A 13,617-nucleotide genomic window follows, 5' to 3' on the forward strand; every position below is an offset into this window, starting at 1 on the left:
GCTTTTTCAAAAGAATTCGTCCACCTTTACGATATTTTCTTGTGCTGCTTTCCATAACTAACATCTATTTTTTATATTATTAATCTACATTATAAAAAGCACGCTTATACATATGTGACGCATTTCACGTAACCCTTCAAACTTGTAATAAATGAATCATAAGTAAATATTAGTCTTTTTCAATAATTTTTTCAAGTGAAAAACGGATTCTTCAAGACCATATCCCCCCTTCAACAGAACCCATTTTAATAGGCTTAGCCACGAGTATTTCCAGACGCTAAAAACGAGAGCGAGGCTGCTGTTGCCATACGCCGAAATAATAGTCGAAACTTTCTAACTTTTTTCTCGTTTTTTCAAAGTTCATCTATGGTAAAATAAGAGAATATATTTCAGCAAACCTAGTATATCGGAGGGATAACGTTGGAAGTTAACGAAAAGGTTTATGATATCACCATCATTGGCGGAGGTCCGGTTGGATTATTCACCGCATTTTACGGCGGCATGAGGCAGGCATCGGTAAAAATCATCGAAAGCCTCCCACAATTAGGCGGGCAATTATCTGCCCTTTATCCTGAAAAGTACATTTATGATATCGCTGGTTTCCCTAAAGTGCGCGCACAGGAGCTAGTGAATAACCTGAAAGAACAAATGGCAAAGTTCGAACAGACCGTTGTACTCGAGCAAGCCGTGCAAGACGTCGAAAAACAAGCCGACGGGGTCTTCAAGTTAACGACCGATAAAGAAATCCATTATTCCAAAACCATCATCATCACAGCTGGCAATGGTGCATTCCAACCCCGCCGCATCGAAATTGATGAGGCAAAAGAATATGAAAGCAGCAACCTTCATTATTTCATCGACGATCTCAATCATTTCGCAGGCAAAAAGGTCGCCGTTTTCGGAGGCGGGGATTCCGCAGTGGATTGGGCCCTCATGCTGGAGCCAATCGCCGAAAAGGTGAGCATCATTCATAGAAGAGATAAATTCCGTGCCCACGAACATAGTGTGGAAAACCTTAAAAATTCCAAGGTTGAAGTACTCACCCCTTACATACCGGCTGATTTGATTGGAACGGAAGGACGGATCCATACTGTCGCCATCAAGGACCCAAAGGGTGAAGATACAGAAACGCTGGATGTAGATGCAGTCATCGTCAATTACGGATTCGTATCTTCCCTCGGCCCCATCAAAAATTGGGGGCTCGAAATCCAGAGGAACAGCATCTTGGTCAATACCAAAATGGAAACGAATATTCCCGGAATATACGCTGCCGGCGATATCGCAACCTATGACGGCAAAGTTAAATTGATCGCGAGCGGCTTCGGCGAGGCGCCCACTGCCGTCAATCACGCCAAACAATATATCGACCCAAAAGCAAAGGTCCAGCCCATGCACAGCTCCTCGATGTTTTGATAAGCGCAATCCAGCAAAAAAGGTTCCGGAATGGTCTCCCTTCCGGAACCTTTTTTATTGGATGGAGGGAATCGCTTCGGAAGTATTCATCCAAAGTGAAATGAGTCCGAACTCCATCTCCTCCAAGAACAATATCTTTCGTTTGAAACACAAAGTGGAATGCAACGGAAGGTGGCGACACTCCTGCGGGCAATGCGCGTCTATTTGAGACTCCGCAGGCTAAAGGCCGAGGAGGCTCAAGGACCGCCTTTGGATAAGGGAGCGCCTGCAGTGAAATGCAACGTTCGAAGTACTCCATCATAAAACTGGGCAATCAGGAATCTATCTTCAGCTTTCCTCCTAAATCCCGCATGTTATCCCCAATTACGGCCTTGTGGATAACATTCTTTCCGTTAGTTGTCCACAAGTGCTTAACCTCAAACTGGAAAGGGTAACGAATAAAAGAAGATCAGAAAGGAGAATGCACATATATGAATATTTTAATTGCAGGAGCTAACGGGACGACCGGAAGGATGATCATTGAAGAATTATCAAAAAATCCGGAAATGAATGTTTACGGAATGATCCGGAAAGAAGAACAAGCTCAAACGATAAAAGAACTCGGCGGCCATCCCATCCTTGCCGATTTAGAGGGAAATGTGGATAAAGCAGTGGATAACATGGAAGCGATCATCTTCGCGGCAGGTTCCGGACCAAAAACGGGACCAGATAAGACGACGGCTGTGGATAAGCTGGGTGCGATTAAACTGGTCGATGCCGCCAAGAAGAAAGGAATCGATCGCTTTATCATGCTGAGCTCCGTCGGATCTGATACTCCAGAGCAAGCGCAAGGCGGGATGCGCCATTATCTTGAAGCAAAACACGATGCCGATGAACATTTAAAAGCAAGCGGACTGACATACACAATTGTCCGCCCAGTTGCCTTGACCAATGACCAAGCTATAGGCAAAATCTTTGCAGAACAAAAAGTGGACCATACCAATAAATCGATTCCAAGAGCCGATGTCGCCTCCGTTCTGGCACAGTCGGTCAAAAAGGAAAGCACGTTCAATAAAACATTCGAAATTTTAAGCGGTGACTTGCCAATCAAGGAAGCACTGAACAGTATTTAGTGAAAAAAAGGAACTTATAAAGAGGCTGCTCAATCGTTTTTAAAAAGTATTTTTTATAATGGAAACTCTCCTCTTTCTATAGATAAAAATATGGCAGTTCCTTATATAATAATAAGGAACTGCCACTTTTCTAAAGATTAAAGTATATAGCGTTTAGCTCCACTCTTCTTTATTTGAAAAAGTTTCATAATCAAATTGAGTTTGATACGTAAATGCTTTTTTTGTTTTAAACTTATATGCTTCACTAGCAACATATAGTAGATCCTCGAAGGTATCATTTTGTATTTGTATCATTTTTTTAGGGTTAGATAATATTTCACCATATGTTTCTTCCCCTTTAGTAACCACAGCACATCTTGCATATAAAAAATTGTCTAATGAAAAATTCCCTTCATCTCTAAATGAAAATTCAGCAATATTTTCTGCATGTTTTTTAGTATCTAAAAGATATAGTTTTTTAGCAAGTGTTTCTTCAAATTGTTTTATTTCCTTTACTTTCATTTTCGATAACTTCGAGATTAGTACTTTAAGACTTTCTTCATTTGCCTTTTCCCCTGGTTGGATAGTCGATATTAACCCCCAAAAGATTTCGTCTCTCATCATATTATTATCGTTATCATTTTCTTTTTGATTATTCTTGTATTCACTTGGTTCTTCATTTACTTCAGATTGAAAAGCTTCCCTGTCATTTTCCCAACGCCATTCATAATATGCTTCAAAACCAATATTATCCCATGTTTCACTAAAGGTACTCGACACAATACTACTTTCATTAGGATCTAGTGGGATGTTACCTACATATATATATTGATTTGGAATATTTCCTTCGACCCATTTAATTGCAGGTATCTCATCGAAAAAGAAACGATTTTGTATCAACTTTTGTTTTAATACATTATCATGGATTTTAGGTAACTTATCCATTAGGTATGGTGTTGTTAATACTAAAAAAGAGTTATCTATTTCTTTGATTATTCTTATTGCACCATATTTTCCATTTGGTAATTTCATAGTAAATACTGATCCGCAAATATTCTGCATACTTTATTCCTCCCTTTTATCTTCTTCGTTTAGGTTTAGGCCGATCATGTTTTGATAATCTATGACCTTCACTAGCTCTTTTATTTGTCCAGTTTCTTTCCCATCTTAAAGCTGCTCCTCTATTTTTCATGTTTTTTATAACGACTCTCGATTCATATTTATCTTTTCCCCATTTATTTACTTGGCTAGTTGCTCTATATGATTTTCCGTTTTTTGCAATCTTTCCACCACTAATTCCAACTTTCACTACTTCTCCAGAACCTTTATTATATATTTCATAACCGTGTTGTCTTTTTTTACTCTTTTTACTATTCCCATTAACTTTTTTAGTAGCCTTTCCTACTCTGGATACTTTCTTGTAAGTTTTATAAGCTTTATAGCCTCGATATCCATATGCACCAGCCATCAGAACAAAATGTGCAAACTTTCCATCAGGATCTACCATCATGACAGGATTATTATTAGCATACGTATACCCATTCTGAGTAAGGATATCATCTTCGTCACCAGGATCTGGATCAAGTGATAAAAAGACGCCATGGGTTGGCTGATAATATCGCGCCATTAAATAATAAAGACCCGTTTCTTCATCGAACTGGTAACCCGCATAACGGAATGGATTTTCGAGTGCGATCCCCGTACGTTTTGATTCTATTGGATTACCCCAACTGTCATAGGAATAACTCCCGACTATTTTCCCGGATTTATCCGTTAATGCAACAACATCCCCACGTGGATTATAGTGATAATAATAAGTGTCCGAAACGAATGTTCCACTATGTTTATTAAGCGCTAACAGTTGACCATCTACACCATATGCATAAGATCTTAGTACTTGATCACTTGCATTCGTTTCATATAAAACGTTTAAACTGTCTCCATCATAAGTATAATTAGTAATGGTTCCTTTAACATTTTTCTGGATTCTTCTGCCATCGTCATCGTATTTATACTCTGCATAAGGAGAGGACTCTCCTTTTTTATTAACGACAATTAACTGATCCGCAGCATTCCATTTGTATGTATAAGTACCATCTTCAAGTCGATTACCATTGGCATCATATTTAATGGTTTCGTTCCCATAATTGATAAGTTGATTCATCAGATTATAGGAAGCCGTTACGGCAGGTTGATTCCCCCTCTTTTGAGAGATTCTGTTACCGAATCCATCATATTTATACTCATTTTTGGATCCATCTTGTAATATCTCATTGGTTAATTGATCAAAGTCATCATACGTAAACTGGGTGGTACCGCCAGTATTATTGATGATTACGGTTCGATTACCATTAGCGTCGTAAGAGTATTTTTCATCAATGACTGTTGTCACTGCACCTGTTGCTGCATCTACATGATTCGTAGACATGGAAACGACCTGTCCAGCTGGATCGTACACGTTTGTTGTTCCTACGCCATTAGCTGGTGTATATGTTGTGACATTTCCAGATTCATCATAATCAAGTCTAAACGTATTGTTATTGTTTTTCACAACCGTGTTTTGTTCGAGTTTATTATATTCATAACTGATGGTTTGATTCGTACCCTGGTGTGAAAAGGATGTACTTTGCAACTTATCAGAATCAGCTGGATAGTTCCATGATACAGTACCTAGTGTTGCATTATTCTTTTTCAGCACTTGACTAATTATCCGGTCTTTCGCATCAAAAACTTGTTCTTTTTTCAATTGATTAAACGAATCTATTATGGATGTTTCATTACTATTTTTATCTTTTTCAAATTCAAAAGCTAATTCATTATTATAGTAAATCTTATCAATACGATCCGCGTTATCATACGTATTTTTTATCAATTGCCCATTAGGCAGTTGAATTTGTACTAAATTGTCATTATCGTCATAGGCGTTACTTGTTTTGTGATTTAAAGGGTCACTTACAGAAATTAATTTATTATCCTCATCAAATTCATAGTTATATTCTTGTCTTTTACTTCCTGCAGTAATACCTTTTTCTGTGTTATTCCCATTCTTATCATAATCATAAGAAACAACTGCATCATTCGGTAAGGTAAGGGACTTTAGTTGATTACTAGAATCATATGAATAGGTTTTTTTAGAACCTTCAGGGTTCGTTTCATTTAAAAGATTTCCTATTTCGTCATATGTTTTCAGGCTAACCCTTCCAAGAACATCCGTTGTTTTTTCAGCATAGTTCTTCTTAGTATCATACATCGCAGATGATAAAACATTTCCTTCTATAAGGCGAAATGCATCAAACCATACTGTACCTATATTATTTCCTCTGAAAATACCATAAAAATCAATCGACGCTATCGCTTTTTTTGCATTAATGTAAAGAACTGCCCGATTCCAGTTTTGAGATCCTAATGGGAACGGGGTGTTTTTGGATTCAGAAGTTCCATCTGCATACTTAATAGTAGCCCATATTGAATAGTCTGAATTTGGAACTTTTTCAACTGAATTCGTAACATTCTCGCTCTTAGATACGGCCGTTAAACTAATGGGCTTAGGGTTATTTATGGACTGGTTCAATATAAATGTCTGCCTATAATGGATTCGATCTTGAGTTGTTGACGATCTTACCATTTTGACAGATTGATTACCATCATAGGACTCTGTATCCACGACACTCGCAGAACCTGAAGCAAGTACCCACCCTGTTCTCCCTTTTTCAAAACTACCATTGATAACTGGATTGTAAGAAGATGATACATCCGCCTTCTCTAATTGAACTCGATCAAACCAAGCCTCACCCGAAGTCGATGTATGATTATGATCCACCTCTAAATATAGGCGAATATTATTGACATTCGAAGCTGTCTTAAATGTGACTTGTCGTTTTGTCCAAGTGTTTGTCCCTCTTAAGGCTGAATATTTATTGTTATTATATTGTATCAAAGCACTTCCATTTAATTGAGCAACATTTAAAAATGCTTTTGCATTCTTTAAATTATTGGTTTTTACATCTGCACTGAACGTATATGTTTGATTAGGTTCTACTGGAATTACCTGAGTATATGATGAATAACCAAGCTCCGTTCCTTTAGTTGTAGATTGTGTTGTTAGTTTTAACGCTTGTTTTCCACCTAATGCTTTAAACTCTTTTTCAGGTGTTGTTATTAATGATCCTATACCACTATCTTTCGAGTTAGTTAACGTCCAACTATTAAGATTATCTTCAAAGCTAGAATTCAAAACTAGATTGTTTGCCCCAGATAGATCCAAACTCGATTCAATCTCATTTCCATAGTCGTCGAACTTAGATACAGAAGATATTGCTCCTGCTTCATCTGTTTCAGAAGTAGGGTTTAAACCATCATACGCAATGGTCGTTTTTTCACCTTCCGTGTCAATAATTTCAACTATGTCATTGTTTTCGTTGTACTTGTAGGTCTCTGTTCCATAACTATCTGTCGTAGAAATGATATTTCCATCTTTATCATATTTATAGGATTCAGTAGCTGTTGAGCCAACATCTTTTGGATCCCAGGATTTTATTAAATTATTCCCTTGGTATTCATATTTCGTTTCAAGATTATTGTTTGCACCTGATTGACCAGGGGAGTAAGCGTCGATTTGCTTAACTGGGTTAGCTGCTGCATTATATTCATAAAATGATTTATTTCCCCGTGGGTTCGTAACCGTTAATGTTCTCTTTGGTAAATCATAAGCAAACGTTGTGCTTTTCCCTTTAGGGTTTGTCACTTTTTGTATGCGTTTTTCACTTGTATTATATTCATATGATGTTTCTACAGGTTTATCAGTAGTACTAGTTGGATCTATAATCTTTGATAGCAGTTTATTACCATCATACTCATACTTCGTCTTTTCATGATTAGAATTAGTTACGGAAATTAATTGTTCATTGTTATAGGAGTAGGAAGTTGAACGACCTTTAGGGTCTGTAATTTTTGAAACTAACCCATTTTGATATTCTAACGTTAGTTTTCTGCCAGAAGCGTCTGTGATGGTCGTTAATTGGCCATCGACATATCCATAGGTGGTTTTGTTACTTTCCTTTTGTGCATCACGAATTTCTTTGATTTTACCAGTCGTTTTATCAAAATAAACTTTCGATTGATCTTTAGAAGTTAAAATGTAATCAGCAGTCGTCTCTGTAAGTTCAAGATATACTCCTGTAGGAGCCTCATATGTTCCATCAGTTTTCTTTACAAAACCATGAATGGTGCCATCCTCATCAATAAATTTAACATATGAAGAATCTTGTATTATACTCATCTCAGCATCACTATACCAGCCTAGACCAAATAGTCCCTTAGATGTAGACATGCTGTTATAGGTCCTTCCAATACTTAACCCAGGTCCCCTACCGTCAATGGAAAAATCTGTTTCGTCAACGATTACGTTACCTGTTGCAGCGTTGACTGTTCCGTTATTTACATCGATTCCAGTCCAGAAATCTTCCATTCCCAAGAAATCTTCTGCTCCTGGTATGGTTGGTTTAAATAAACCCGACCAGTTACTTTCAGAGTGTCCAGCATTACTGAAAGCCTTAATTTTAAACCAATAGTTTGTTGAATTAGGGTAAGATCCTTTTGAATTCCTATATACAGGAGAAGGATCTGAAGCCAGCTCCGTGCCTTCGCCGGAAAGATTTAATTTATATTTACCTGCCTTAATCTGATCTTGAGTAAGCCAGAGCTTTTTGTTTTGTGTGGTCCATGAAGATGTATCTTTATCCACTGATGCTACTTCTTCATATTCTTTTCCATTGTAAAGAGCAATTATATAGCCGTCTGCACCTTCAACCGGTTCCCAATTCAAGTTTACATATCCGGATTTTTCATTCATCGTATTAGCATATGGACGACCTGTTGGGGTTTTTGGTGTTTCCATAGGCATATATATTCTTGTTGCAGTCGATTGAGGGCTATCTCCACCAGGATATTCTGCTACAACTCTTACCCAATAATTGCGTGCATTAGGATAAGTTCCTCCATCGTCTGCTGCATTTTTGTACACTGGATTCGGGTTAAATGCTAATTCAGTTCCTGTTTTATCAGTTCTTAGAGCATAAGAACCAGCATCAATCTGAGCTTGTGTAGGCCATATTTTTTGCCCTTTTGTACTCCAACTTGTCACATTCCCCACATTAAATGCTGTATAAGCTTTCCCGTTATACAGTAATACTTTATATCCAGTAGCACCCGCAATTTTATCCCAACTAACATTTAGATAACCAGTATTAGTATTTGTACCATTGGATGTCGCCGTTACGGATGGAGCTGGTAGAGCATTATAATGATAAGTAACTGATAAATAAGGTTTTAACGTCGAGTTATCTGAAGAAACAACTTTCTTCCAGAAGTTTTGACCATTACCGTTCGCATGGAGTTTAAACCCATGGTTGGCCTTGGTACCTGCAGCCCAGGCTTTAACGGTATTCAATACATTAAACTGTACCCATTCATCTCTTCCTGCATTTACATTTCCAATATTCTTGGAACTCGGTTTATTGTCCCAGGTCAAGGTGGAAGCATTCCAGTTAGCAGACACCTCATCTAGCCATAGACCATTTTTCGTTGTTGCAAAATAAGCATGTGTAACATAGACATTTAACGTAGCTGAATCAATAACTGCTTTGTCAATCTTCGAGATATTCTGTTTTAAGAATGCATAGTTCGTGCCAGTAGTTCCATCATAATATCCAACTTTTAGAACATATTGATTTTGACTAGCATCCCACTTCTTCGAGGATATTCCATAATTTTCTTTTGGATAAGCACTCATTACAAAAGTATCTGAACTCGTGGATAATGAAGTAGTTGGATCAATATAAACGGGATATACTCGTTCAGGTGCTTTCAGCCAATTTTCATCTGCCGTTACAGTCAGGAGATAACCAGCTTCAACTTTTTTTAAATCGTACTTTACATCTTCTGAACGTGCAGTTTCTGAAGACAGTTCATCAATATTTGAATCTGTCATGAATGGTGAAGGGAGTACAAAAGTAGGTTCATCTTCTTCCTTGTCATAAAATGCAATGGAACCATCTTTTTGAACCTTACCATTTAAGTCTGTTTTTAATTGAAAGGTGAATGTATTCAATCCTTTATAAGAATGTAGGACGATATCTTCTTTAACATTTTCATTAAAGGTAATATTTCGCAAATCAATATCTGAGAAGATTCCCTCATGTGTAATGATATTCTTGTTAAAGCTTGGTTTTACATCCGTTACTTGTACATTTTTATCCTTTCCTGAAGCTTCCATGATGGAAAATACGATAGATGCTTGATCTTTTTCAAAAAAAGCATATTCTCCGTCTTTCATTTCCTCATAAAAAGTAGAGGATAATAAAGTGTTTTCTGTCTCAATCATTTTTTGATCATCGAGCATGGTTTCATATAAATCCGTAGAAACTTCAGTGAATTCACCATTTTTCTCAAGATGAATCGGTTCGAAATAGATATTCTTTGTAAAGGTCCCATCCCCATTATCAAAGACTTTTGTATGATCCGTTCTTTCCTCGATGACTTCTTTATCTTGTTGAGAATCTTCTATTCTACCATCTTTACTTTCTTTTTCTGCTTGTTCAGTTTTCATTTTTTCAGTCTCATTTGCAAAAGCTTCATACGGCACTGAAGTAAACACTAATAAGATTGTTAAAATCCATATCAAAGTTCTTTTTTGATATCCCTTTATCATTTCTTCATCTCCTTTTATTAGTCTACTAAGAATTATTAGCCAAAATATTTGTAACTATTTAGCTCACCTAACAGTTTATTTTTCAATATGTATACAAAACTGCTTGCTATCGCAAATCCTGTTCGAATACTGCACTTCGGTATGTACCAGGTTTTTTGTGTTTCAATTTATTATCAAGGGGCGTATTTGAATTTTTTAAAATAAGAGTATGGTACCTGGAAGGTTGAAAAGTGAATTAATAACCTTTTCACTATAGTGGTAATTTCCTCACATCTTTATACGGAGATGTTTAGGTGGGAATCTAAGTTTATTTGTATTTGCGGAATGAAAAGACTTTTCTTTACTCTCAGTTTGTTGTTAACCATGTTTATTCATAAACATTCTTTAAGTCATCTAGAAAATGAGCTTTTGCAAATGGGATGTTCACCTTTTTCATATACTATATACGAGGTCCAACCATAATAAACGGTAATGACTCGAAATATCGGTAAGTAATCAATTTCTTTTATTGCCTCTAATAGCCCCTTTTTCATGGAAAAACTGTAAAGTCACTTAACTCCTAACTTGTAACTTAAAATTCCCACCAAATAAGTTCCAAATTTTTAATGCATATCTCACAAGGTCTCAGCGGCGAAAAAGTCACGAAAGAACGCTTCTGTTTAAGCGGAAGGAACTACTTAATCAAGCTATATAACAGTACCAAACACAACAAAATAATTATAAAATTCAGTTTTATAAACCAAAATTGACACATACTTTTTCTTTCTGTCCCATATGGCAGATTTCCAACAATGGGTGCAGTCGTCATATAATGTTTAATAACATAATTGGAATGAGTAAATGGGATGCCTTTTATGCCCCAATTAACTATTTGTCTCCAGGTATTTCTTGAACGAAATATTTTTCTTTCCGTTTAGAAATTGTTTTACATCCGTTACAAATATGCTATATAACTCTTCTGGTCCTTGATGATGGATTTCTATAAATGTTTGTACTTCATCTCCTTCACCTCTCCAGAATTGTTATTTCAAAAAAATTACAAATAAGTCTAAAAAATTACTAACTACTAAATACTGTAACAAAGTCGCAACTATATTCCTAATTAAAAGTATCGTTTATTCATTTAAAGGGTTTCTCACTGCTCAGTCATACCTATATTTTTCCTTTTTAATTCAACTTCACTTACTGCTAAATTATTATAAAACGAATATAATCCGATTAGCCTGACTTCGGGAATACACTAAAGAATCTAGCCTTTCAATACGGACATCTTCTCATTAGCCATTACATTTTTTAAAAGTATTTTCGATTGTTTTCTTGAATTTGGACTGCGTTGTCAACTTTAGCCCTCCGCTGCTTGATTACCCTTTCTTCAGCAAAAAAAAGACGCCTCCCAGCGTATCGTTAAATACGTCAAGAAGCGTCTAGCATTTGAGTTGATATCGCATTTTGCAAGGGGGTTTTTACGTAACCCTCCGAGGAGAGAATACGTAATCCCACCCGCTTAACTTACCGATACTCGCCTGAACTACGTCAGCAATTTTCCGGGGTTCCGGCGTTCTTGGCCGTTTTGAAGGAAGATCCGCATCCGCATGACGCAATCGCATTCGGGTTTTCGATCGTGAATCCTCCGCCCATCATCGTCTGTTTATAATCAATGACTGTTCCTTTCAATATATCAGCGTCCCCATTATCGACAAGGATCTTAATTTCAAATTGTTCAAGTTGGGCATCTTTTTCTCCTGCCTCTTCCTCAAAACCCATCCCATAGGATAATCCACTGCAGCCTCCGCCTTTAACGGCCACCCTTAAAAAGGAACCTTCTTCACCATTTTGTTTCATCATTTCTTTTATCTGAAAAGCGGCAGCTTCCGTTATATTAACAACTTCACTCACAATAAATCCCTCCTTCTTATGATATGTGAGATAGACCATTTCTCCTTATAGTATATACCAAAGAATTTCCTGCGCTCAATCTTCCAGCTTGAAAAAATTCGGCATTACCACATCCATTTTACCAACATTACGATAAATATAGTTTATAATAGGCATAAAGAATCAAGCATTTGGACTCATTAAAACTTGATGCAAGGAGGGATGCTCCATCCAACATATACAGCCTCTATACGACAAAAGCATGGAATGTCTGCTGTGCAAACAAAAATCGACCACCAAAAAGGTTCGGTCACGTTTTGCAAAAGTAACCAAGTACGACACGGACTTTTGTCCCGTTTACACTGATTCATCCATTAATGCACTTTATTATACCATTTTTGTTTGCCCTCACTGCGGATTTTCCTATTCCGAGGATTTTTCCCGATACTTCCCTCCCGCCACAAAGGAAGTCATTGAGGAAAAAGTCAGTTCAAGGTGGGTCCCCCAACATTTCAGCAACGAGCGATCGATAAGGGACGCGATCAATACATACAAGCTGGCGAGTTATTGCGGTGCGCTAAAAAAGGAAAAACACATTATCCTGGCAGGCATCCATTTACGAATTGCCTGGCTATACCGGATTACCCAAAACTCGAAACAAGAGGAAAGATTTTTGAGATTCGCACTTACGGAATATGAGGCCTCCTATTCGACAGGGGATTTCATTGGTACCCGGGCCTCCGAAGCCAAGATCTTATATCTCGCCGGCGACATCTCAAAAAGAATAGGAAATGACATGGCAGCGATAAAGTATTTTTCATTAGTATTCGAAAGACAAAAAAATGCACGGGAAGCCTCTCTCATCCAAATGGCCAGAGATCGCTTTCAGGAAATCAAGCACGAACAAGGAAAGCGTACAATCGCTGCATCAGTCCATCGCTAGGCTGTATTTATTGGATGCTAATGTTCGTGCTAGGTGCGAGTCCACGTAAGACCCCCGCAGGCGCTATAAAGCCGAGCGCGGACCGCCTCTGGAAAAGGGAATGCACGCTATAAAATCCAATTCCCTAAAAACGGCTGTGTGCAATCGGCTTCCTCCTACATTTAAAACGCTAAAAAACTGCAGACAAACTCCATTATCCATCAAGAGTTTGTCTGCAGCCTGTCCTGCTGTTCCATTGATGCGTCCTGTTTTCAGATTTCGAATTCATCAATGAACTTATATATATTTTCAACTAATTCATCCGTTGTGTCACCAGAAACCACTTCGCCGTTCACAAGAGCGTATAAGTTACTGGAGCATTTCCCACAATAACCCAGGCATCCGTACTCGATGATATCCAAATTCGGATCCCGTTCCAATCTTTCCAGAGCCTCTTGCGCGCCACTGGCCAGATTGCTTACACAAAATTCAATGATCGGATACATTGCTTCACCTCACCGTTACTAACAATCCATCTTATTACTTTTCCCATTTACAGTCAATATTTACGCATAAAAAAGCAGCCGATTTCAAGATATCGGTTGTGA

Annotated in this window: 7 protein-coding genes; 3 read left to right on the forward strand and 4 right to left on the reverse strand. The window is 37.6% G+C overall.

The genetic code is table 11. The features are described 5' to 3' along the window. The first annotated feature begins 420 nt into the window (after positions 1-420). Both CVN76_RS24450 and CVN76_RS24455 read left to right on the forward strand, forming a co-directional pair. On the forward strand, positions 421-1,413 hold the full coding sequence (locus CVN76_RS24450) for an NAD(P)/FAD-dependent oxidoreductase (protein WP_100533394.1): 993 nt from the start codon (positions 421-423) through the stop codon (positions 1,411-1,413). A 470-nt stretch (positions 1,414-1,883) separates the two neighbouring features. Continuing rightward, the gene (locus CVN76_RS24455) at positions 1,884-2,525 is read left to right on the forward strand and encodes an SDR family oxidoreductase (protein WP_100533395.1); all 642 of its coding nucleotides are present in this window, start codon (positions 1,884-1,886) and stop codon (positions 2,523-2,525) included. 153 nt (positions 2,526-2,678) lie between these two features. Here CVN76_RS24455 and CVN76_RS24460 read toward each other — a convergent pair whose 3' ends face one another. The 3 genes from CVN76_RS24460 to CVN76_RS24470 form a co-directional block, all read right to left on the reverse strand. Continuing rightward, a complete protein-coding gene (locus tag CVN76_RS24460) occupies positions 2,679-3,566 on the reverse strand; it encodes a DUF4240 domain-containing protein (protein ID WP_100533396.1) in 888 nt (295 codons plus the stop codon). Between the two features lie 16 nt (positions 3,567-3,582). Beyond that, positions 3,583-10,212 carry a DNRLRE domain-containing protein gene (locus CVN76_RS24465; protein WP_100533397.1) on the reverse strand — a complete coding sequence of 2,210 codons (6,630 nt, stop codon included), beginning with the start codon at positions 10,210-10,212 and terminating at the stop codon, positions 3,583-3,585. A gap of 1,533 nt (positions 10,213-11,745) precedes the next feature. Further along, positions 11,746-12,108, reverse strand: coding sequence for a HesB/IscA family protein (locus CVN76_RS24470; protein WP_061142437.1), 363 nt, complete (start codon positions 12,106-12,108; stop codon positions 11,746-11,748). A gap of 217 nt (positions 12,109-12,325) precedes the next feature. Between CVN76_RS24470 and CVN76_RS24475 the strand changes: the two genes are divergently transcribed. Then, positions 12,326-13,030 carry a DUF2225 domain-containing protein gene (locus CVN76_RS24475; protein WP_269800076.1) on the forward strand — a complete coding sequence of 235 codons (705 nt, stop codon included), beginning with the start codon at positions 12,326-12,328 and terminating at the stop codon, positions 13,028-13,030. 251 nt (positions 13,031-13,281) lie between these two features. Here CVN76_RS24475 and CVN76_RS24480 read toward each other — a convergent pair whose 3' ends face one another. Further along, entirely contained in the window at positions 13,282-13,515 is a 234-nt protein-coding gene (locus CVN76_RS24480) for a YuzB family protein (RefSeq protein ID WP_100533399.1), read from the reverse strand. Positions 13,516-13,617: the final 102 nt, after the last annotated feature.

Source organism: Bacillus sp. mrc49, from assembly GCF_002803435.1.

Excerpts from the sequence above, each read along its gene's own strand:
- CVN76_RS24480 (WP_100533399.1), bottom strand. The coding sequence starts at position 13,515 with ATGTATCCGATCATTGAATTTTGTGTAAGCAATCTGGCCAGTGGCGCG.
- CVN76_RS24460 (WP_100533396.1), bottom strand. The coding sequence starts at position 3,566 with ATGCAGAATATTTGCGGATCAGTATTTACTATGAAATTACCAAATGGA.
- CVN76_RS24455 (WP_100533395.1), top strand. The coding sequence starts at position 1,884 with ATGAATATTTTAATTGCAGGAGCTAACGGGACGACCGGAAGGATGATC.
- CVN76_RS24465 (WP_100533397.1), bottom strand. The coding sequence starts at position 10,212 with ATGATAAAGGGATATCAAAAAAGAACTTTGATATGGATTTTAACAATC.